Genomic DNA, 21408 nt, shown 5'->3' with positions numbered 1-21408 from the left:
CCGGGCCGCCACCCCGATCACGACCCGTTTTGCCGGCTTGACCGGTCTGCTTTGGTGAGCACCAATCGACAGACCCATCGCCATGCAACGAATTTGGGTATCTACTGATCTGTTCGGAATTCATACCGGAGACGTTCAATGAAGCGGGGGTTTCACCTCGTCGGATCGGCGCTACTGCTGGTCATCACGTGGGCCGTGATCTTTGAGATTGGGTTTCGGCTGCAGCAATATTTCGGTCCCCTGTACGATCTCGAAATGGCCAGCGTCAATTTGAACTGGCAATCCGACGTGGTGAACCATCAGCCCACACCGCAAGACCAGAATCTGTGCATCTACGGCGACTCGACCGGCTTCAGCTACAAGCGATCGTTTGACGCGAACGGCATCCGGATCACCGCCGATACGGCACAGCAGGCCGAGTGCGAAAACCCGGTTTCGGTCCTGTTCCTCGGCGATTCCTTTATGGAAGGCTACGACGACAAGAACACGCTGCCGTATCACGTTGCAAAATACTTCAAGACAGAGCGCGGTACCTGCCTGAAGACTTACAATGCCGGATATACTTCGTATTCCCCGGCCATCTTCGTGCCGCAGGCCAAGAAGCTGCTGCCGGTGCTGCGTCCCGATTATATCGTGGTCGACGTGGACGAAACCGATCTGTACGACGACTTCGCCCGGTACCGCGGACTGATTGTCCGCAACGAACGCGGACAAAATGTCGGCGTCAAGGCTTCACCCATTGGACGCGAATGCAGTGTCGGCCTGATGGAGGCCCGCAAGCATCCCTTGTACCTGATGCGGTTTGCGGCGAGGCTTTGGCATTCCTTTGTCCATATGCCGGCGGTGGTCGAGAAGAACCGATCGGACTTCACCCTGTTTTCCTATTCCCAGGACCAGGACAGCGATCTCGAACGAAAATATGCAGCGCCGCTCGCAAGTTTCAGGACCAATCTGCAGGAGCTGGCTGAGGTGCTGAAGGATTACACTGGGGACGGCAGCCGCGTGCTGTTCATCTCTCATCCGCATCTCCAGCACCTCAGACCCGACGCCAAGGGCCGCCTGTGGAACAATCTCGTCAGCTCTTCGGTACAAAAGATTTGCGTCGCCAACAGCTTTCTTTTCTTCAATGCCACCGACGCACTGAAGAAGCGGTCCGGATCGCGCCCCGACCGCTTCTATTGGGGAGGTAACGATATGCATTTCAGTCATGAGGGACTGGCGGAATATTCCGCTGCCGTCGCAGCGTTTATGGCCTCGGCGATGATCCCGAAGGACTGACCGCGTCACCTCACGGGCCTGCCGGCCGACGGGCCATCGAATGGCGTTACCGCGTGCCGGCGGCAGAAAAAGGTTGGCACCCGGCTCACGATTGGCCGATTGTTCGGCTAGCGCCGTTTCCCTTGCAGAGAACCCACGCCGAATGCCCGCCGCGTCCCTCATCTCCTACGCCCATGTCGGCAAGACCTTCGACGGTGGCCGGGGCGCGGGCCGCGTGGTGGCGGTCGACGACGTCTCGCTCGATGTCGCCGAGGGTGAGTTCCTCGCCGTTGTCGGCGGCTCCGGGTCAGGCAAGACCACGCTGCTGCGGCTGGCCAACCGGCTGATCGACGCCGAAGAGGGCCACATCACGGTGGAAGGCCAAGACGTCCGCAATCTCGACCCGATCGGTCTGCGCCGGCGGATCGGCTACGTGTTCCAGAGCGGCGGACTGTTTCCGCATCTATCCGTCGCCGGCAATATCGGCATCACGCCAAAGCTGCTCGGCTGGCCTGCGGACGAAATCGCGGCGCGGGTCGACGAATTGGTCGATCTGGTGCGGCTCGACCGCGCGCAGCATCGCGACCGGCTGCCGCATGAATTGTCCGGCGGCCAGCGCCAGCGCGTCGGCGTGGCGCGGGCCCTTGCGGCGAAACCGCGCATCGTGCTGATGGACGAACCGTTCGGCGCGCTCGATCCCCTCACCCGGGACGCGCTCGGCGACGATTATCGCGAATTGCACCGCAGGCTCGGGCTGACCACGGTCATGATCACCCATGACATGACCGAGGCCATTCTGCTCGCCGACCGCATCGCTATCATGCGCGGCGGACGGCTTCTGGCCCAAGGCACGCCCGCCGAACTCTCTGATAGCGGCGACGCTTACGTCGGCGAGTTGCTGCGCACGCCGCGGCGGCAGGCGGAACGGCTCGGCGCGCTGCTGCCGCGGGATGGCGCGGCATGAACCTGTTCGCCGATCCGCGCTGGAGCGAGGCGCTCGGGCATCTGCCCGATTATCTCGGCAACCATGTCCGCGTCAGCTTGACCGCGCTGGCGTTGGGGCTCGCGGTCAGCCTGCCCCTCGCGATTGCGGCACGCAATCGTCGAGCACTGCGCGGCGCGCTGCTCGGGCTTGCCAGCATCGTGCAGACCGTGCCGGGGCTGGCGCTGCTGGCGCTGTTCTATCCGTTGCTGCTGGCGCTCGCGGCGGTGTCGCTGTCGTGGTTCGGATTTGGATTTTCCGCCTTCGGCTTCCTCCCCGCCGTGCTGGCGCTGGCGCTGTATTCGATGCTGCCGGTGCTGCGCAACACCATCACCGGCCTGCAGGGCGTCGATGCCGCGATCCTCGAAGCCGCACAGGGCGTCGGCATGACGCCGCGGCAGTCGCTGTTCACGGTGGAACTGCCGCTGGCATTGCCGGTCATGATGGCGGGCATCCGCACCGCGGCGGTCTGGGTGATCGGCACCGCGACGCTGTCGACGCCGATCGGCCAGACCAGCCTCGGCAACTACATCTTCGCGGGGTTGCAGACCCAGAACTGGGTGTTCGTGCTGTTCGGCTGCCTGTCGGCCGCAGTGCTCGCGCTGACCGTCGATCAATTGCTGGCGCTGATCGAGAACGGCTTGCGCAACCGGAGCCGCGTGCGCGCCATGCTTGGCGGCGCCGGCATCGCGGTGCTGGTCGCGGCGACGCTGGTGCCCGCCATGACGCGCTCGCAAACCAACTATGTCATCGGCGCCAAGACCTTTGCCGAACAGTATGTTCTGTCGGCGCTGATGGCGCAGCGGCTGAGGGCCGCCGGTCTCTCCGCCAGTTCGCGCGAAGGCCTCGGCTCGAACGTGATCTTCGGGGCGCTGGCCGCCAACGATATCGACCTCTATGTCGATTATTCCGGCACGCTGTGGGCCAATCAGTTCCAGCGCAGCGATATCAGGCCGCGCCAGGAGGTGCTCGACGAGCTAAAGACCATGCTCGCCAAGCAGAACATCACGCTGCTCGGCGAACTCGGTTTTGAGAACGCCTATGCGCTGGTGATGCCGCGCAAGCGGGCCGAGCAACTCGGCATCCGCAGCATCGCCGATCTGGCGCCGCACGCGGCCGGAATGTCGATGGCCGCGGACTACGAGTTCTTTTCAAGGCCGGAATGGGCCGGGCTGAAAAAGGCCTATGGGCTGTCGTTCCGCGCGCAGCGGCAGATGCAGCCGGACTTCATGTATGCGGCGGCAGCTTCCGGCGAAGTCGATGTAATCGCGGGTTACACCAGCGACGGACTGATCGCGAAATACGATCTGGTGGTGCTCGCCGATCCCAGGCACGCGATCCCGCCTTATGATGCGATGGTGCTGCTTGCCCCCAAGCGCGTCGGCGATGCGGCGTTGCGGGCAGCGCTGCAGCCGCTGCTCGGCAAGATCGATATCGCCGTGATGCGCGAGGCCAATCTGCGCGCCTCGGGCAACGACGCGACTTCATCGCCCGATGCGGTGGCGAAGTGGCTGTGGGAGAAGATCGGGACGAAATAGGTGACCTGCGCTAAGGTGTTCCGGCTCACATGGAACCGCGACTTGAATTTTTCGCGCTCGCTCGTACTGCCTGCCGTGGGTATCGCTGCGATGTCGGTACTGATATCCGGAACGACCGTTGCCACCGCAGCATCCCTACCCGCGCGCGTCACCTTTGCTAGCGCCGACGGGCGGACGACGCTGGTTGGTTATGTCTTCAGGCCGGAAGGGTCGCATGCGGCGCGCATGCCGGCGGTGGTGATGATGCATGGCCGCACCGGCGTCTATTCCTCGGCCGCCAACGGCAAATACGACGCCTCGACGCTTTCCAAACGCAACCAGCAATGGGGACACATCTGGGCCCGGCAAGGCTATCTCTCCATCCTGGTCGATGGTTTTGGTCCTCGCGGCTATCCAACCGGTTTTCCCCGTTTCAGCTACGATTCCCGGCCGGATGAATTGAATGAAATCACCATTCGCCCGCTCGACGCCTATGGCGCACTGGCTTACCTGCGGACACGCAACGATGTGATCGCCGATCGGGTCGCGCTGCAGGGCTGGTCCAACGGCGGCAGCGCCACACTCGCCACGATGTCAGCATCCGCGCCGGGTATCACAGCGCCGACGCCCGCAACCGGCTTCCGGGCCGCCCTGGCATTCTACCCCGGCTGCGGCCTGAAAGGGCAGTTCGCCGACGGCATCAAACCCTACGCGCCGGTGCGCGTGTTGCATGGATCGGCCGATGAGGAAGTCTCGCCGCGGCGCTGCGCCGATTTCGTCGCCAAGAGCCGCGCGATCGGCGGCGACATCCAGTTCCAGCTCTATCCCGATGCGGCGCATGGTTTCGACGATCCCAGTCCCTCGCGCCAGAGCGACGCCGCCAATGCGTCCGCGACCCGCGACGCGATCGCGCGCGCGATTGCGTTCTTTGCAGCCGTATTGAAGCCTTAGTCAGGAGAATGTCTCAAATGACCGTTGTATCGACCGACCCAAGACAGTGGAACGTAGGCCTCGTCGGCTATGGCGAGGTGGGTCGCATTCTCGCCGAGGACCTGCGCAAACAGGACGTGAAGGTCGCGGCCTACGATATCAAGCTGCGCAGCGATCAGACAGGCTCCGCCTTGCGCGATCATGCTTTCGCGCATGGCGTCGCGCTTGCGGCCTCCCATGCCGATCTCGCCGCGACTGCCGATTTCATCGTTTCCGCCGTCACCGCGAGCCAGGCTGTCCCGGTCGCACAGGCTTGCGCGCCGGCCGTGAGGCAGGACGTCTGGTTCCTCGATTTCAATTCGGCATCGCCGGGCGCCAAGCAGCGCGCCGCCGGCCTGATCGACGGCAAGGGCGGCCGCTATGTCGAAGGCGCCGTGATGACCTCGATCCCGCCGTACCGCATCAAGGTGCCCTTGCTGCTCGGCGGCGCCGGTGCCGAGGCGCTCGCGCCGTTGCTGGTGCAACTCGGCTTCGACGCCAAGGTGGCAAGCCGGGAATTGGGCGTCGCTTCGGCGGTCAAGATGTGCCGCAGCGTGATGATCAAGGGCCTGGAAGCGATGGTGATCGAGAGTTTTACCACCGCGCGCGCCTATGGCGTCGAGGACGCGGTGCTGGCGTCGCTCACAGAGACCTTTCCCGGCATCGACTGGGAAAAACAGGGCGCCTATTTCTTCCAGCGCGTGATCGAGCATGGCCGCCGCCGAAGCGAGGAGGTTCGCGAGGTGGCTGAAACCGTGCGCGAGGCCGGGCTCACGCCATGGTCGGCGGAAGGCACCGCGGAACGCCAGGCCTTTATCGCCGATCTCGCCGACGAAGGCCTGTTCGGCGCGAAAGGCACGGACGCGTTTGCCCGGAGCGCCGACTGGCGCGTGGAAGCCGACCGGATCCTTGCCGCCGTGAAGAAGAAATGAACAGCGCTGCCACGAACGTGAGAAGTTTCGCCAGGGTCTCCGTGCCCCCGGACGCAGCGCAGCGCGCTTGCGGTGCGCTGCAGAGCCGGGGCCCACATTCTAATCGCGCCTATCGCCATGGGTCCCGGCTCTGCGGAGCAGCGTAAAGAACGCTGCACCGCGTCCGGGACACGGAGCGTTCAGATTACAGCCCCCGCACCAGGCCGGCGTCGATCAGGAGGCGGTTGAAGCGCCTGGCTTCGGCGCCGTCCTTGCAGGCGTAGAACACGCCCTTGCAGCGCAGCATGATGCTCTTCTGCTCCCTGAACGACGGATCGAGCGGAACGCCGGCCGCGTCCTGGATGACGAGCGGAATGTAGGCGGCATCGAGGGTTGCGAGGGCCGACGACAGATCCGGCGGCTGGAAGTTGATTCCATCCAGCGCATAGTAGGTCGAGAAGTAGCGCGGATCCGCGCTCATCAGACGTTGCCCCAGCAGTTTCCGGTCGATGCCGGGCTCGAGCAGTTTCTGCGAGATTGCCGGTTGATGATCGCCGAAGCGCAGCACCAGGAACGACTGGTCCGGATAGTCGCGCGCCAGCCGTTCGGTGAAATCGCGGTAGTCCTTTGCCGTCATGCTCTGGCGGCGAATATACTCGTCGATCTCCGGCGTATTTCCCGGCGGCTTCCAGTCCGGCGTCAGATCGGGCCGGTAGACGCTGGTCCAGGGAAAATGATTGGCCGTGAGATACACGAACATGAAGACCGGCGACTGCGACGCTTGCTCGTCAGCAAACGCCTTCAAGGCCTGATCGAAGTAGAACTTGTCGGGCTGCATGTCCTCATCGACGCCCATGTCGGCCATGTCGATAAAGCGCTCGACGCCGACACCCTTCTGGAACGCCCGCGCGCTGAGGAAGTCGCCATAGGTCGGATAGAGCGAGACGGTCTTGTAACCGCAGCGCTGCAGCGCTTGCGGCAGGCCACGCTCGATGCGGTTCGCGGTGATCCTCGTGACGTAGAACTTCAGATCGCCGAACGATTTCGCCGACATGCCGGTCAGCACATTGAACTCGGTGTACCAGGTCGGGCCGCCCGTCGCCTCCGCGATCATGGTCCGTCGCTTGCCGTCAGCGGACTTGAAGTAGTCGGAATAGCCTGGCGGAACCTTGACGCCGGGTGCTGCGGTGATGTCGAAACTCGACTCGTCGAGCAGCATGATGATGTGCGGGCGCTTGGCAGTGGTATCGCATTTTTCGTCTGGCGGCAGCGCCGGCCGGGCTGTGGCGTGCGCTCCCGGGGCCAGGCCAAGCGAACCGCTCGCCGGCGGATCGGCCTCGATCCATCCGGTCGAGGCCAGCCGCGACACCGCGACCACGCCCGAGCGCGCGAGGTTGGAAATATGATTGATGCCCTGGAACGGCTCCCAGGGCTGCTCGGGCGCAGCGACCGATATCGCCGACATCGACACGGTCGTGGCGGCAAGAACCGCCAGCACCGGGCCGCGAGCTGCACGAAGCGGATCGGCGCGCCAGATCGCCCACAGCAGTGGAACGGCAATCACCGCCGCCACGATCAGCTGCGTCCGCAGCTGTGGAAACACCGAGAGCAGGAACGAAAGCGTATCGCGATCGACGATCAGGAAATCGAGGAAGGTCAGAGATAGCTGCAGAATGTCGAACTTGAAGCGCGACAGCACGATCAGCAGCACCACCAAAACCAGCGCCAGCGCCGCGGCGACGCCGGGCCGCCGCAGCACCAGCAGCAACAGGCAATTCACAAAAACCCACGCCAGCAGCGCGAGCGTGATCCCAACGAATCCGTATTCCGTGCTGAACAGGACAGCCAGGGCCGCCAGATGCAACGCGGCCACCACGCCGACGCCGGCATAGAACCAGACCCCGCGCGATGCCGTATCGCCGGTCCGGCTTGCTGCAGGTTTGGCGGAGGCTGGAATGCTGCCCTCCCTTGTTGCTAGAGGTTTTTCACGTAACCGGCGTCGATCAGGAGCCGGTTGAAGCGTCGGGCTTCCGCGCCGCCCTTGCAAGCATAGAACACGCCCTTGCAGCGCAGCATGATGCTCTTCTGCTCCGAAAAGGAGGGATCGAGCGGGATGCCGGCGGCCTCCTGGACCACCAGCGGCAGATAGGCCGCGTCGACGGTCTCCATCACCGCAGGGCTCTTGACCGGTTCGAAGTTGATGGCATCGATCGCATAATAGGTGGTGAAATAGCGTGGATCGTAACTCTCGAATTTCTTGCCGGCGGCGGTCTCGTCAATCCCGGGATCGAGAACGTGCGACGAGAATTCGGGCTGATGGTCGCCATAGCGCACGATCAGGAATGGCTGCGCCGGGAATTTCTTCTTCAAGCCGGCGACGAACGCCGAATAGTCGTTGGCGCTCATGGTCTGCCGCCGCACATATTCATCGACCGCGGGCGCGTTGCCGGGCTTCGACCAGGATGGCGTCAGGTCCGCACGAAACGGCGTCTCCCATGGGAAATGATTGGCGGCGAGATAGACGAAAATGAACTGCGGGTTCAATGCTGCGTTCTGCGACAGCAGGTTCAGCGCCTTGTCATAGAAGAAGCTGTCGGGCTCGATGCCCTTGGCGCCGAGATCGCGTGCATCGTAGAATTTCTGGATGCCGGTGGTGGTGTGGAAGCCGCGGGCGCTCATGAACGCGCCGTGGGCGGGATAGAGCGAGGTCGTGCTATAACCGCAGCGGCGCAGCGCCAGCGGCAAGCCGCGCTCGACGCGACCCGCTGCGATGCGGGTCACGAAGTAGGAAAAGCGGCCGAACGAGCGCGACGAAAGCCCGGCCAGCACATTGTATTCGGTGAACCAGCTCGCCCCGCCGCTGCTTTCGGCCACAAACTTGCGCGCCTTGCCGTCGAAGGAGTCGAAATGGCTGCCGTAGCCCGCCGGAACCTTGACGCCCTGTGCCTGGCGAATGTCGAAGCTCGACTCATCATGGACCATGATGATGTGCGGCCGCCGCCCCGCCGGGGCGCATGAATCCACCAGCGGCAGCTTGAGGCGACCGGCGGCGACGGCATCGGACTCCATGAAGCCGTAGTTGACGAAATCCGAGACCGCGGTAACTCCGGAACGGGCGAATTTGGACAGATAGCCGTCGGGATAGTAGCCGCGCCAGGCATCGTCCGGCCAGGCAAAGGCGTATCCGGTGAGCGCGGCAAGGCAGGCGAGCATTCCCGCCAGCGCCGGCAACCGGCGAATCCGGAACGGATCGAGCCACCACAGCGCATACATCAGCGGGATCGTCACAAGGCCCGCCGAGATCACCGACCAGCGCAGGTTCGGAAAGATCGTAAACAGGAATGCCGCACTGTCGCGATCGATCACCATCAGATCGACGAAGTTCGCGGTCATTTGCACCACGTCGTGCTTGAGGCGCGACAGCAGCACCAGCACCACCACCAGAGTCAGCGACAGCGCGCCCGACAGCGCGGGCCGGCGCAGCAGGGCGATGAACAGCAAGTTCAGGATGCCCCAGGACAGTGCGAAGCACAGGCGCGAGCCGAAATCGGCCTCTGTCTGCAGCATGATCGCCAGCGCGGCCATATGCGGTGCGGCGACGGCCGACAGCCGCCAAATGCCGATCGCGGCAATGCCGGCGGTAACCGCAGCGGTGGCAGAGGAACCTGGGTTTGGCGCGGGCGCCATGGGCGGGACGCAACACTACCCGGCGCAATGCAAATGCCTTGGCTGGCGACGGCCAGGAGACGCACGACGCAGCCGGAACCTGGATCGTGTCATGAAAACGTAGTGTAAACGTCATGAACACGCAATGAATTTGCCGTTGCGACACAAAGCTTTAGTGAATCGTCGGCCTCGCCACTGACTTCAGGCCAGCTCCTACCAAAGGCGGAGGACCGTCACGGGCGAAACCTGATTTTCGTGACTTTTTGGTCAGATATCAGACAGACAACCGTTTCTGGACGGCGGTATTTTTGGGCATGCCGAGGACCAGAGCTGATCCAGAGCTATTCCCGATCCACCGTCCGCGCTGCCCTGACTGCCAAACGCGGATGGTAACGGTTGCCGTGTCGGCGGGACCGGAAGGTTTCGAGCATCGAAATTATCAATGCCCGAAATGCGCCCACGCCGAAACCAGGATCGAGGCGATCGACCCGCTGGATACGACGGCCGTGGATGGGACAGTTCGCGAGCCGGGACGGTTGCCCCCGCAGGAAGCCGCGCCAGGCCCGGTCTTCGATAATCCGACCAAAACCCAGCCGAAGCGTTAGATCCATGGCCAGACCGATCAAGAATCCCCGCCCCAAGCTCGATCTCGAAACCGAAGCGCTGGCAGCGCTTGAAGCAGCCCGCACCATGGCCCCCGGCCCGGAGCGCACCGAGGCGATGAAACGCGCCGGCATTCTGCAAAACGCCGTGGACATGCGGGGCATGCTGTTTGCGAAGCGGGGCCGGCCACCGAAGACCTGAGCCAAGCCAGACCGTCAGCCACAGAAAACGTCAGCCCGCCCCGAGGAAAAACAGGATCGCGAAGAATATCGAGACGGCGATCACGATGGTCCACGCCGAGGCGCCCGCGACCCGGATCGCGATCTCCGTCAAGCTCAGGTCTTCATCAAACCGGCGGCCGGACATTGGTCGTCAGCCGCACGACGGCTTCCGATTTCAGCGGGTCGGCAACCGTCATGGTCTCGATCGCGTTGCATTTCGGGCATTCGAAAGTCCGCTCCTCCGACCCGTCAGGCAGAGGCGCTAATCGGGCCAGCATCATCCGGGTGAGGCACCTGCCGCAGCACGGGCGTTCGATCGAGGAAAGGGGGACGTCCGGCATTTTGGACATGATCCTTCCTTCATGCATATCTCGCCGGCTGAGTTTGATAGGGCCCTGCTCGTCCCGGCGCGCCAAGCGGCATCCTAAGGTTCCCGAGCCCGTTGTAATCCTGTCCGGATCGTTCGCCGAATGAGCTCGGGCGTCTGTCCGCTATCCGACATAGTGGGATTATTTCCTTACTATGTCCGGTAGTTGACGTACCGTCCGGCAATTATCGGGTATCCCGCGAAGGCACCGATAGCTGAGAGTAGTTCGCGCTCCCGCCTGTCAGCAGGAGCGCATTTCATGAACAATCAATTGCTCAGCCTTTTCCCGCCGTCCGACATGAAACTTCTCGGTCCGCATTTGAAGGCCGCACAATTCGACCAGCACCGGGTGTTGTTCGAGGCGAACCAGCGAATCCGCCATGTCTACTTTCCGACCAGCGCCGTGGTGTCGCTCGTGATCACGCTTTCGACCGGCGAAATGGTCGAAGCGGCCATGATCGGCAAGGACGGTGTGGTGGGTGCTTCCGCAGCGCTTGACGGGAAGATCGCGGTGAGCCGCGGCATCATTCAGCTCAGCGGTGAAATTGTCGTATGCGACATCGAAGCCCTGAAATCGGTCGCCATGCAAAGCCCAAAACTGCTTGCCCTGCTCATGCGGCACGAACAAACGGTCTACGCCTAGGCCCAGCAATCCGCGGCATGTTTTGCCACGCACCAGGTGGAAGCGCGGTTCTGCCGCTGGTTGCTGCGCGCGAGAGATTTGTCCGATAGTGACTACCTGCCGTTCACGCAGGAATATCTCGGTGAGATGCTGGGTGTCAGACGAACGAGTGTGACCGCGGTGGCCAGGACATTGCAGGAGACGGGTCTGATCAAATATGCCCGCGGCAAGATCCAGATCGTGGATGCAGTAGCACTGCAGGCGAGTGCCTGCGAATGCTACGGTTCGGTCAAGACGCATTACGAAAGGCTGCTCGGGCCTCTCAAGAAGTAACCGGCGGACTGATGCGTTGCGGATGCCGCTCTATTGGTTGCATGGCTTCAGCGTCTTGACCGCGGTTTCCGCCTCGGCTCGCGTTTTGTAGATCGTGTCGCTGGCCACCGTGATGTTGGGTGTATCGGTGCGAGGGGTCTTGTCGACCACCGTGCAGGTCTTCGTCAGCGAGTTCAGCACGACGTAGAATGCGGGGGCGTTTCGCGCCGGCTGGGCGAGACCGGCACCGTTTAGGGTCAGCACGAAGATCGCGCAGAACAGGCTTCGTTTCATGGCAGTCTCCGTTAGCCGCTTCCGAGACGAACAAGGCTCAGGACGAGCACCAGCAGAATCGCGCCGATAAGCCCGCCAAAGAAGATCCACTTTCTCAGCGGCGTATTGAGGATCACCTCGGCGCCCCGCGCCTTGTCGGCGGGATAGGATTCTTTTGGCGGTGGTGCGGGTTGCGCAGGACCTTCTCTGACCACGGGCGTCCTCCCGGTTCAGGATGCAGTCTTTAAATTGTGCAGCAGCGAACGGTGGCGGAACGCCTTGCCGCGCCTTGTCAACGCGCGGCGAGATTGCCGGTTCCGGCTTCCTGAGGGACGCGCGGCGGAAAGCTCCTCAAACGCATCAAGCGGATTTGCTGGGAACTTTGGCGATTCCTTCGATGAAGAGATCGAGGATAGCTTCGGCGGTTCGCTCGGCATCCGCGCCGGCGACGCCCCAGCGCGGAAAATGACCGTCGATATTCATCCGGGCGAAGCCATAGACCAGCGCCCGGCCGGCGATCTGCACCTGTTTCAGGTCCGCCGAGCGCAATTGCCCCTGTGCAAACGCCTCCGCCAGCGTGCGTTCGGCAAGGTCGATCAGTTCGGCATTGTCCTGCGAGACGCCGGCCGTCTTGTCATGATCAAAAAAACGGCGGCTGGAAATGATCTCGAAATGGGTCGGGTTCTTCATCGCCCAGCGCAGGTAAGCAAGCCCCAGGCAGCGGAACCGGCCCAAAGGATTGTTGGCCGGTGCCTCGGCCAGCGCCGCTTCGATCTCGGCCCGGAACCTGCGCTGCGCCTCCTCGGCGACCGCGTTCATGAGGGCGTCGCGGCTGGGAAAATGCCGGAACGGCGCCCCCGGCGACACCCCGGCGCGGCGGGCGGCCTCGCGGACACTGACCGCGTCAGGACCGCCCTCGCCGACCAGTTGCAGCGCGGCGTCGATCAGGACCCGGCGCAGATCGCCATGATGATAGGGCTTTGGCGCCGGCGCGCGCGCCGCGGGGCGGCGCGGCCTAGCCGGCAGTTTGGCGGACGGAGGCTTGGCCGAGGAACGCATCGTCTCTCCTAACATCACCCCCTTGTGAATGTAAGCATCGATTACACGGATTGACGATGCGTGACGCGCATATGTAACTGGTGATTACATTTACCTGCAGCGGAGCGCGCGATGTCGGAAAGTCGTCAAAACTGGTTCGAGGGCTGGCGGCTGTTTGCCGTGCTGGCGCTGACCCTGCTCGCGCTTAGCGTCTGGATTGCCGGCATGCGGCAATTCGAGGTCGATGGCGTGCGCATGGTGATCCGCTTCACGGCGCGGACCTCGCTGCTGTTCTTTTGTCTCGCCTTCAGCGCCGCCGCGCTGGCGCGGCTCTGGCCCAATGCCTGGACGCGATGGCAGCGCCGCAACCGCCGTTACCTCGGCGTGACCTTCGCTGCCTCGCACGGCATTCATGCGATTGCGATCGCCGCCTTCGCAATGATGGATCCCGCGGGCTATGCGGCCGCGACCTCGCCCGCCTCCTACATTTTCGGTGGCATCGGCTATGCCGTCATCATCGCGATGACGGCAACGTCATTCGATCGGTCAGCCAAGGCCCTCGGCGCGAGCGCCTGGCGCAGGCTGCATCTGATCGGCGGTTATTATCTGCTGTTTCAGTTCGCGGTCTCGTTCGGCAAGCGAATTCCCGACATGCCGCTATACGCGCTGTTCCTGATCCCGCTGCTGGCGGTGTTTGCCTTGCGGATGATCAGCATGGCCGCAGCGCGAACGCCGCGCACGCAGGCGGGATGACGGCCGCACCGCCTGCGCGCTTGTACGGCGATATCAGATCAGATGAAACGTGCGGCCCAATCGGCGATGAATCGTGATCACGGCGCGATCGACGTCGCTGATCAGGCTGTCGCCGAGCGCGACGCTCGGGATTTCCCAGTTGCGGCCGCCGCGGACGCCCGGCACCGGTTGAAGACCGGTGATGCGCGCCGTTTCGCATCCCGGTTGATCGCCAAGCGCCTCGTTGACGAGTTCGGTCAGTTCCGCGTTGGTCTTGCCGATTGTTTCTGTCACCGCGTCGTCATGCCTGCGGCGTCAGGCCGAGGCGCCTGGCGATGATCTTGTCGACGGTACGCTTGGGCAGCAGCGCCGCCGCCAGCACCTGAAGCGGATCGGGCACGATCGAATAGCGGACCTTGGGATTTGGCAGCGTCAGCGCGTCGAAGATCTTCGCGGCGATTTTCTCCGCGGGCAATCCGATCGAACCAAGCTGCAGCATGTAGGCGCGGACCTTCTGCAACGATGGAAAGAACGGCGAGTTCTTGTAGCCGGATATGTCGACTTCCTCGGCCTTGCTCCAGATCGGCGTTTTTACCGCGCCGGGCGCGATGATGATGACGTCGATCCCGAACAGCATCAATTCGCGGCGCAGGCTCTCCGACAGTCCCTCGATCGCGTGCTTGGAGGCGGCATAGGCCGACGTCATCGGGGCGCCATTTTTCCCCGAGACCGAGGAGATCATGACGACGCGCCCCTTTGGTCCCTTCAGTGCCGGATCGGCGCCGAGCAGCGGGCCGAACGCCTGCGTCGCGATAACCGGCCCGATCACATTGACCTCCATCTGGCGGCGGAATTCGTCGGCCGCGAGTTCAAGCACGGGACCCGCCACCGCGATGCCGGCATTGTTGACGAGGCCCGCGAGCGTTTCGCCATTCAATTGGGTGCGCACCTCGCGCGCGGCGGCCAGCACCGCGGCCTCGTCGGTGACGTCGAACCGAAGCGGCGCGAAACTGTCGCCGAACTCAGCCCTGAGGCGGTCCGCGTCGGCCTGCTTGCGCACACTGCCGAACACGCGAAAGCCACGATCGAGCAGCAGTTTCGCGGCAGCCCAGCCGATCCCGGTGGATGCACCGGTAATGACGACGGATCTCATGATTGTCTCCCCTCCGTGAGGCGGGGTTGATGTAATCCGGATCGAGAGAAGTGCAATGCGCGGCGGCGGCGGCCAAAATTCCCGTCACGACGGGGTGCGTGCGCTCCGTTCTTGCAGGAGGGGTTGAGGAACGCAGTCCGGCAGCGTTAACAGAATTCATCGTGAAAAAATCCTTAGCGCCGCGCGCGCATGGACCGCCTGCTCGACGGCGGACCAGGGCTTGATGGCCTGTTGTCGGAGCGCTTCGCCTGCGGGTTTTTCCGCAGAGGCCTGGGGAGGATAGCCGCCGGTGAAAACACCGGAAACGGCGCAAATCATGCGAATGTCGGCGGTTAGGCGCTGATCACGGCGCAATATAACGGCATGCAGCGTCGCGTGCGTGGTAAAGCAATCGGGAATGCAAAGCGGACAATGTTCTGCGGCGAATTCGCGACAATGGTTGCGAATTTCGCAATTGCCTGTTTTCAGTGCTGTCGTTCCGCATTTCTACGGGCTTTCGCCTTAACGCTCGCGAAAGACCGCGCTCGCCATTGTGCGTGCTGAAGTTGAAACAACAAACAGGCCGCCACAATGGCGCAACAGCCGGCTCACTCGATTATCGCCGAACTCGAAGATGCCGTAAGGGGTGGATCGCCAGCCCGGCGCGTCGAAACCCTGCGTCAGGTCACCGATCTCTTCCTCAATGACGGCGAACGCCTCAGCGAAGACCAGGTCAAGGTGTTTGACGACGTGCTCTGCCTCTTGATCGCTCGCGTCGAGACACGGGCGAGAACCGAGCTCAGCAAGCGGCTGGCACCGCTCGACTATGCGCCGTTCGAGGTCATTCAATACCTCGCATGGGACGATGAAATCGCGGTCGCCGGCGAGGTGCTCACCCATTCCAGCCGCATCAGCGTCGAAGCGCTGGTCGAGATCGCCAGCAGCAAGGGGCAGGACCATCTGCTCGCAATTTCGGCGCGCGACAATTTGCCGGAGGCTGTCACCGACGTGATCGTCGATCGCGGCCAAACCAAGGTCATTCGCAGGCTGGCGAAGAACGCAACCGCGCGGTTCTCCGAAGCCGGCTATTCCGGCATGGTGGCCCATTCCGAATCTGACGACGAACTGGTCGAGATCCTCGGCCTGCGCCTCGATCTTCCCGTCAAGTTCCTGCGCGACCTGCTGCGCCGCGCCAAGGACGCCGTTCGCACCCGGCTGTTGGCCCTTGCGCCCCCCGCACTCCAGGAAGAGATCCGGCGGGTGATCGAAGACATCGTGCGCGAGGGACCTCCGTCCGGACGCGACTTCCGCGTGGCCGAAGAACTGGTCAGGCTGATGATGGAATTGAAAGAGCTGGACGACGCGGCGGTCTATGGTTTCGCCGAGAGCAAAAAATTCGACGAGGTCATGGTCTCGCTCGCGGTCCTCAACGACGTGCCGGCCGAAATGATGGCCCGCCTGATCGAAGGGCCCCGCTCCGACCTCATCCTGATTCCCTGCCGGTCAGCCCGGCTGAACTGGCCGACGGTCGAGAGCATCCTGCGCAACCGCCCGGTGAAGCTGAAGATCGACGAACAGACGTTGGCCGTTGCCGAGCGGGACTACAGGAAACTGTCGATGGAAACCGCCCAGCGCACCGTGCGCTTCTGGCAGTTGCACAACCGGATCGAGAAGCAGCCGCACGATGCCCAATCTGGTGCGGCGCGTGCCCGAGGCGACGCCGGTCTGTAGGGTGGGCAAAGGCGCTCTTGCGCCGTGCCCACCATCTAAACCGAAATCCTAATGGTGGGCACGCTTCGCTTTGCCCACCCTACGATCCCATGAATGAAAAAGGGCCGCGCAATGCGCGGCCCGATTCCATTCCGATCCAACAGATCGATCAGTTCTTCGTCTTGTCGACCAGCGCGCCCTTCTTGATCCACGGCATCATGTCGCGGAGCTTGGCGCCGACTTCCTCGATCGGATGCTCGGCGAGCTTGGCGCGGGTGGCCTTGAACGAGGTCTGGTTGACCTTGTTCTCCAGCATCCAGTCGCGGGCGAACTTGCCGCCCTGGATGTCGGCGAGGACGCGCTTCATCTCGGCCTTGGTTTCGGCGGTCACGATGCGCGGGCCGGTGACGTATTCGCCGTATTCGGCGGTGTTGGAGATCGAGTAGTTCATGTTGGCGATGCCGCCTTCATAGATCAGGTCGACGATCAGCTTCACTTCGTGCAGGCACTCGAAATAGGCCATCTCCGGCGCGTAGCCGGCTTCCACCAGCGTTTCGTAGCCGCCCTTGATCAGTTCGACCAGGCCGCCGCAGAGCACCACCTGCTCACCGAACAGATCGGTCTCGCACTCTTCCTTGAACGTGGTCTCGATGATGCCGGCGCGACCGCCGCCGATCGCCGACGCGTAGCTGAGGCCGAGGTCATGGGCATTGCCGGAAACGTCCTTTGAAATCGCGATCAGGCAGGGCACGCCGCCGCCGCGTTGATATTCCGAGCGCACGGTATGGCCGGGGCCCTTCGGCGCGATCATCAGCACGTCGAGATCGGCGCGCGGGTCGAGCAGGTTGAAATGCACGTTGAGGCCGTGCGCGAACACCAGCGCCGCACCCTTCTTCATGTTGTCGTGCAGATGCTCGCGGTAGATATCGCCCTGCAGTTCGTCGGGGGTGAGCATCATGACGAGGTCGGCCCATTTGGCGGCTTCGGCGACTTCCATCACCTTGAAGCCGGCGGCCTCCGCCTTCTTGGCCGAAGCCGAGCCCTTGCGCAGCGCAATGGCCACTTCCTTGACGCCGGAATCCTTCAGGTTCAGCGCATGGGCGTGGCCCTGGCTGCCGTAGCCGACGATGACGACTTTCTTGCCCTTGATCAGGTTCAGGTCGGCATCACGATCGTAGTAAACTCGCATAGTCGTTTCCTCATCGGTGGCCAGAATGGGCCGGTTAATCAGGCATTTGGGTTAAGATGGAGCGCCGGTCGCCCGCGAATTTCCGGCGTTGTCTAGAGCATTTTCCGCTTCAGGGGAAACCCGTTTCTGCATGGCGCGGTGCGGCATCATGCGTCCATGAAGACCGGGTAGAGCGAGGCCAGCAGCAGCAACGCCATCACGATATTGAAGGCCCGCACGGCCCTCGGCGAGGTCAGGACCGGCCGCAGCGCGCTGCCGAACAGGGCCCAGGCGGTGCACGAAAGCACCCCCAGCAACAGGCTCAGGACGACCTGGATCGCGATGTTCCAGGGATAGGCCGCGATCGCCGCATAGGCCGTGATGGTGCCGATCACCATGACCCAGCCCTTGGCGTTGACCCATTGGAACATGGCCGCGCCCCAGAAGGTCATCGGCCCGCGGCGGTTGTCCTGGTCGGCCGAAACCGGACCGGACATCGCGATCGCGGCGGCAAGATAGATCAGGTAAACGACGCCGGCATATTTCAGGATCGTCTGCAGCACCGGATAGGCGATGAAAATGGTGCCAAGGCCAAGCCCGACCGCGCCGACCATGAAGGCAAAGCCGACCGTGATCCCGGCGATATGCGGGATGGTCGGGCGGAACCCGTAAGTCAGCCCCGAGGAAAGCAGCATGATGTTGTTCGGGCCCGGCGTGAAGAACATCACGGTGGCGAACAGCACGAAGGCGATCAGCAGCGAATGTGACATGGTGGCCTCACGCGATCTTTGGCAGAACTGTTTTTGATGAGGTTTGCGAACGTTTCGCCAGCAGCATGATGGCGATGCCGCCGACCACGGTGATCATGCCGGCAAGCCGCAGCGGCCCAAAGGTTTCGCCGAACACGACACTGGAAGCGGCGGATCCCACGAACGGCACCAGCAGCGCGAACGGCACCACCTGTGCTGCGGGATAATCGCGCAGCAGCCGGCCCCACAGCCAGTAGGCGACGCTGGTGGAGATCAGGCCGAGCGCCAGCACGCAGACGAGTCCGGTCAGCGACATGTGCGAGAGCGCCTGCCAGGTCGGCTGCGGTCCGTTGCTGACCAACGTCAGCGCGGACAGCGGAATGGCGGCGGCGAGGCACAGCCACGCGAACAGGTCGAACATCCGCACATCCTGCGCCCGCCGCAGCAGCAGATTGCCGGCCGCAAAGCTGAGCGGCGAGATCGTCAGAATGGCGAACGCCGCGATGCTGAAATCATAGCCGACGGTGCCGCAGATCATCAAAAGACCAAGCGTGGCGATCGCGATGCCGATGGTCTGCGTGCGTGACGGCAGTTCGCTGAACAGCAGCGCCGCAAAGCCGATGGTGAACAGCGCCTGGCTTTGCACGATCACGCTGGACAAGCCGACCGGCACGCCATCGGCGATGGCAAACGCCTGGGACAGGAACTGGCCGAGAAACAGCGTAAAACTGATCGCGATCAACAATGGCCAGGACACATCGGGCTTCTTCACGAACAGGCACGGCAGCGCGGCGATCGCAAAGCGCAGCGTCGTCATCAGCTCCGGCGAAAATTCGTTGAGCGCGATCCGGCTTGCGACAAAGGCAAGCCCCCAGATCACCGCTACCAGGACGGCGATGCAGACATCAGCCGGTTTCATTTTTTTCTAGCTCTGTTGGTGGTCCGGCTTCGGTTTGCGCAAAAGATACGTGCCGTGCAGCGGCGCGTGGTAATCGACCGATTCCAGCGTGAAGCCGACATCGGTCAGCAGGCGTTCGATCACCCAGCCGAAGGTCGAATATTCATCGCGCATATGGGTGACCACGCTCTCGCGCTCGAAATCGTGGTTCTTGATCGAGAAATCCGCCCACGCCTCGACGTCGCGATCGACGCCGTCGGGCATGCTGACAAAGACGATGTCGCGCAGGTAGAAATTCGCGCCGGGCTTCAGCGCGGCATGGATCCGCGCCAGCGCCACCGCCTTCCAGAAATCCGGCAGATGATGCAGCGTGAACTCGCTGACGATCAGGTCGTAGGAATTCGGCTGGTAGGCGAAGCTCAACATGCCCGCCGGCTGGGTACGGACCGCGACCTTGCGGTCGCGCGCCTGGATGTTGGCGAGCGCCAGCATCGCCGGCGAGATGTCGATGGCATCGACCTCGGCGCCCATCAGCGCCGCTTCGACGGCCAATACGCCGTTGCCGCAGCCGATATCGGCCACCCGCCAGCCGCTTTGGACGCCAAGCATGGTCAGCGCCGCGCGGGCGCGGATGTCGCTGTCGTCATGCCGGTCGTAGATCGAGGCGACCGCGGAATCGAGCCCGAGTTGCCGCCGTTGATTGTAATACCAGTCGCGCGCCAGCATGGTTCACATCCCCTCAGGCCCGCGTCCGATCGCGGCAACGCCGGTGCGCGACACTTCGACAAGGCCGATCGGTCGCATCAGGTCGATGAATTGACTGACCTTGGCGGAATTGCCGGTGATCTCGAACACGAAGCTTTCGGTGGTCGCGTCGATCACGCGGGCGCGGAACGCGTCAGCCAGCCGCAGCGCCTCGACGCGGTTGTCGCCGCCGCCGCGCACCTTGACCATGGCGAGCTCGCGCTCGATCGAGCGGCCGGTCAGCGTCATGTCGACGACGCGATAGACCGGAACCATGCGGTCGAGCTGGTGCTTGATCTGCTCGATCACCATCGGCGTGCCCGTCGTGACAATGGTGATGCGGGAGAGATGTTTCTGGCTCTCGGTCTCGGAGACGGTGAGGCTTTCGATGTTGTAGCCGCGGCCGGAGAACAGCCCGATCACGCGCGCGAGCACGCCCGGCTCGTTCTGCACGAGCACCGAGAGCGTGTGCGACTCGGTCGGATCGTGGCGCTCTTCGAGGAAGTAGGCGGATGCGGGCTGGTTCATTGTCGTTCCCAAATCTTGGCTACGCCAGTGCCTTGGCGGCGGTGACATTTTCGTTGCGGGCGACCCATTTCCAGAACAGATCGAAATCGATATTGCCGCCGGACAGGATCAGCCCGACCCGCTTGCCGCGGAGCTTCGGTTTCTCCTGCAGGGCTGCAGCAAGCGCGGCAGCGCCGGCGCCCTCGGCGAGATTGTGGGTATCGGTCCAGTAGGCCCGCACCGCATCGGCGATTTCGTCGTCGGTCACCTGCACGATGTGCGAGGCGCCGTCGCGAATGATCGCCAGCGCCTCGGCGTCGGGGACGCGGGTCGCCATGCCGTCAGCCAGCGTGTTGCTGCTGTTGGTCTTCACCACGGTGCCGGCAGCGAACGACAGCGCATAGGACGGCGCCTCCGTCGACTGCACGCCGACGATGTCAGTCTTCAGCCCGAGCAGATCACGCGCCAGGATGCAGCCGCAGATGCCGGAGCCCTGCCCGATCGGCACATAGAGGACATCGATATCATCAGCGGCGCGCAGCAATTCCAGCGCGTAGGTGGCAACGCCCATCACGAGGTCGCGGTGGAACGACGGCACCAGCTCGAGACCCTCGCGTTCGGCGTGACGCTCGCATTCTTCGCGGGCGGACTGAAAATCCTCGCCATGCTCGACGAGGTTGGCGCCGAGAGCGCGCATCGACTGGTTTTTCTCGAGCGAATTGCCATGCGGCACATAGATCGTCGCCGGCACGCCGAAACGGCGCGCGGCGAAGGCGAGACTCTGGCCGTGATTGCCGCGGGTCGCCGAGATAATTCCTGACGTCTGCGCCCGCTCGCGTTGCAGCCGCTCGACATAGACCAGCCCGCCCCGCACCTTGAAGGCGCCGATCGGGGTGTGGTTCTCGTGCTTGACGACCACGTCAGCCCCGAGCCGCTGCGCCAGCAGCGGCCACGCATGCGCCGGCGTCGGCGGCATCGCTGCCCCGACGATCCTGTGCGCGCGCTCGAGTTGCCCCAGATCAAACATCGC

Annotated in this window: 25 protein-coding genes; 10 read left to right on the top strand and 15 right to left on the bottom strand. The window is 63.3% G+C overall.

The genetic code is table 11. The annotated features are described in order from the left end of the window. The first annotated feature begins 138 nt into the window (after nt 1–138). From JQ574_RS15170 to JQ574_RS15150, 5 genes are all read left to right on the top strand, one after another. The gene (locus JQ574_RS15170; RefSeq protein WP_212207005.1) at nt 139–1278 is read left to right on the top strand and encodes a hypothetical protein; all 1140 of its coding nucleotides are present in this window, start codon (nt 139–141) and stop codon (nt 1276–1278) included. Nucleotides 1279–1420: 142 nt separating this feature from the next. Further along, nucleotides 1421–2221 (top strand): ATP-binding cassette domain-containing protein, encoded by an 801-nt coding sequence (locus JQ574_RS15165; RefSeq protein WP_212207004.1) that lies wholly within the window; start codon nt 1421–1423, stop codon nt 2219–2221. Next, entirely contained in the window at nt 2218–3777 is a 1560-nt protein-coding gene (locus JQ574_RS15160; protein WP_212207003.1) for an ABC transporter permease/substrate-binding protein, read from the top strand. The genes JQ574_RS15165 and JQ574_RS15160 overlap by 4 nt, the downstream gene beginning before the upstream one ends. 42 nt (nt 3778–3819) lie before the next feature. Continuing rightward, nucleotides 3820–4707 carry a dienelactone hydrolase family protein gene (locus JQ574_RS15155; protein ID WP_212207002.1) on the top strand — a complete coding sequence of 296 codons (888 nt, stop codon included), beginning with the start codon at nt 3820–3822 and terminating at the stop codon, nt 4705–4707. 17 nt (nt 4708–4724) lie between these two features. Beyond that, a complete protein-coding gene (locus JQ574_RS15150; RefSeq protein ID WP_212207001.1) occupies nt 4725–5657 on the top strand; it encodes a DUF1932 domain-containing protein in 933 nt (310 codons plus the stop codon). A 184-nt stretch (nt 5658–5841) separates the two neighbouring features. On the opposite strand, the gene JQ574_RS15145 is transcribed toward JQ574_RS15150, so the two are convergent. After that, nucleotides 5842–7509, bottom strand: coding sequence for a sulfatase-like hydrolase/transferase (locus tag JQ574_RS15145; RefSeq protein WP_312014664.1), 1668 nt, complete (start codon nt 7507–7509; stop codon nt 5842–5844). 101 nt (nt 7510–7610) lie between these two features. Then, nucleotides 7611–9323 carry a sulfatase-like hydrolase/transferase gene (locus JQ574_RS15140; protein WP_212207000.1) on the bottom strand — a complete coding sequence of 571 codons (1713 nt, stop codon included), beginning with the start codon at nt 9321–9323 and terminating at the stop codon, nt 7611–7613. Between the two features lie 588 nt (nt 9324–9911). Between JQ574_RS15140 and JQ574_RS15135 the strand changes: the two genes are divergently transcribed. Beyond that, a complete protein-coding gene (locus JQ574_RS15135; RefSeq protein ID WP_212206999.1) occupies nt 9912–10106 on the top strand; it encodes a hypothetical protein in 195 nt (64 codons plus the stop codon). A 30-nt stretch (nt 10107–10136) separates the two neighbouring features. Here the strand turns inward: JQ574_RS15135 and JQ574_RS35120 are convergent, their stop codons facing one another. Then, entirely contained in the window at nt 10137–10238 is a 102-nt protein-coding gene (locus JQ574_RS35120) for a Cir/Yir/Bir family protein (RefSeq protein WP_249119361.1), read from the bottom strand. A 13-nt stretch (nt 10239–10251) separates the two neighbouring features. Next, nucleotides 10252–10476 (bottom strand): response regulator, encoded by a 225-nt coding sequence (locus tag JQ574_RS15130; RefSeq protein WP_212383645.1) that lies wholly within the window; start codon nt 10474–10476, stop codon nt 10252–10254. Nucleotides 10477–10752: 276 nt separating this feature from the next. On the opposite strand from JQ574_RS15130, the gene JQ574_RS35115 reads away from it, so the two are divergent. Together JQ574_RS35115 and JQ574_RS35110 are read left to right on the top strand one after the other, a co-directional pair. Continuing rightward, nucleotides 10753–11136, top strand: a complete 384-nt coding sequence (locus JQ574_RS35115; protein ID WP_249119360.1) for a Crp/Fnr family transcriptional regulator — start codon at nt 10753–10755, stop codon at nt 11134–11136. 36 nt (nt 11137–11172) lie between these two features. Then, nucleotides 11173–11448 (top strand): helix-turn-helix domain-containing protein, encoded by a 276-nt coding sequence (locus JQ574_RS35110; RefSeq protein ID WP_312014665.1) that lies wholly within the window; start codon nt 11173–11175, stop codon nt 11446–11448. Nucleotides 11449–11478: 30 nt separating this feature from the next. Here JQ574_RS35110 and JQ574_RS15120 read toward each other — a convergent pair whose 3' ends face one another. The 3 genes from JQ574_RS15120 to JQ574_RS15110 form a co-directional block, all read right to left on the bottom strand. Beyond that, entirely contained in the window at nt 11479–11721 is a 243-nt protein-coding gene (locus JQ574_RS15120) for a hypothetical protein (protein ID WP_249119358.1), read from the bottom strand. An 11-nt stretch (nt 11722–11732) separates the two neighbouring features. After that, the gene (locus JQ574_RS15115; RefSeq protein WP_212206997.1) at nt 11733–11915 is read right to left on the bottom strand and encodes a hypothetical protein; all 183 of its coding nucleotides are present in this window, start codon (nt 11913–11915) and stop codon (nt 11733–11735) included. Between the two features lie 145 nt (nt 11916–12060). Further along, a complete protein-coding gene (locus JQ574_RS15110; protein ID WP_212206996.1) occupies nt 12061–12759 on the bottom strand; it encodes a TetR/AcrR family transcriptional regulator in 699 nt (232 codons plus the stop codon). Between the two features lie 111 nt (nt 12760–12870). Here JQ574_RS15110 and JQ574_RS15105 point away from each other — a divergent pair, with 111 nt between their 5' ends. Then, on the top strand, nt 12871–13491 hold the full coding sequence (locus JQ574_RS15105) for a hypothetical protein (RefSeq protein WP_212383643.1): 621 nt from the start codon (nt 12871–12873) through the stop codon (nt 13489–13491). 33 nt (nt 13492–13524) lie between these two features. Here JQ574_RS15105 and JQ574_RS15100 read toward each other — a convergent pair whose 3' ends face one another. Together JQ574_RS15100 and JQ574_RS15095 are read right to left on the bottom strand one after the other, a co-directional pair. Continuing rightward, nucleotides 13525–13764 carry a hypothetical protein gene (locus JQ574_RS15100; RefSeq protein ID WP_212206994.1) on the bottom strand — a complete coding sequence of 80 codons (240 nt, stop codon included), beginning with the start codon at nt 13762–13764 and terminating at the stop codon, nt 13525–13527. Between the two features lie 7 nt (nt 13765–13771). Then, complete coding sequence (locus JQ574_RS15095) at nt 13772–14623, bottom strand: SDR family oxidoreductase (protein ID WP_212206993.1); 852 nt, start codon at nt 14621–14623, stop codon at nt 13772–13774. 570 nt (nt 14624–15193) lie between these two features. On the opposite strand from JQ574_RS15095, the gene JQ574_RS15090 reads away from it, so the two are divergent. Then, entirely contained in the window at nt 15194–16333 is a 1140-nt protein-coding gene (locus JQ574_RS15090) for a DUF2336 domain-containing protein (RefSeq protein WP_212206992.1), read from the top strand. Between the two features lie 148 nt (nt 16334–16481). Here the strand turns inward: JQ574_RS15090 and ilvC are convergent, their stop codons facing one another. From ilvC to JQ574_RS15060, 6 genes are all read right to left on the bottom strand, one after another. Further along, nucleotides 16482–17501 (bottom strand): ketol-acid reductoisomerase, encoded by a 1020-nt coding sequence (ilvC, locus tag JQ574_RS15085; RefSeq protein ID WP_192737974.1) that lies wholly within the window; start codon nt 17499–17501, stop codon nt 16482–16484. 146 nt (nt 17502–17647) lie between these two features. Next, nucleotides 17648–18250: a LysE family translocator gene (locus JQ574_RS15080; protein ID WP_212206991.1), complete on the bottom strand. Its 603-nt coding sequence runs from the start codon at nt 18248–18250 to the stop codon at nt 17648–17650. Between the two features lie 7 nt (nt 18251–18257). Beyond that, complete coding sequence (locus tag JQ574_RS15075; RefSeq protein ID WP_212206990.1) at nt 18258–19148, bottom strand: EamA family transporter; 891 nt, start codon at nt 19146–19148, stop codon at nt 18258–18260. Between the two features lie 6 nt (nt 19149–19154). After that, nucleotides 19155–19853: a class I SAM-dependent methyltransferase gene (locus tag JQ574_RS15070; protein WP_212383641.1), complete on the bottom strand. Its 699-nt coding sequence runs from the start codon at nt 19851–19853 to the stop codon at nt 19155–19157. A gap of 3 nt (nt 19854–19856) precedes the next feature. After that, the gene (ilvN, locus tag JQ574_RS15065) at nt 19857–20399 is read right to left on the bottom strand and encodes an acetolactate synthase small subunit (RefSeq protein WP_192737977.1); all 543 of its coding nucleotides are present in this window, start codon (nt 20397–20399) and stop codon (nt 19857–19859) included. Nucleotides 20400–20418: 19 nt separating this feature from the next. After that, nucleotides 20419–21405 (bottom strand): threonine dehydratase, encoded by a 987-nt coding sequence (locus JQ574_RS15060; protein ID WP_212207169.1) that lies wholly within the window; start codon nt 21403–21405, stop codon nt 20419–20421. Nucleotides 21406–21408 lie beyond the last annotated feature (3 nt).

This window comes from Bradyrhizobium sp. AUGA SZCCT0158 (genome assembly GCF_018130065.1).
In the GTDB taxonomy this organism is placed as follows: Bacteria; Pseudomonadota; Alphaproteobacteria; order Rhizobiales; family Xanthobacteraceae; genus Bradyrhizobium.
This window is presented reverse-complemented; position numbering and strand designations above follow the sequence as displayed.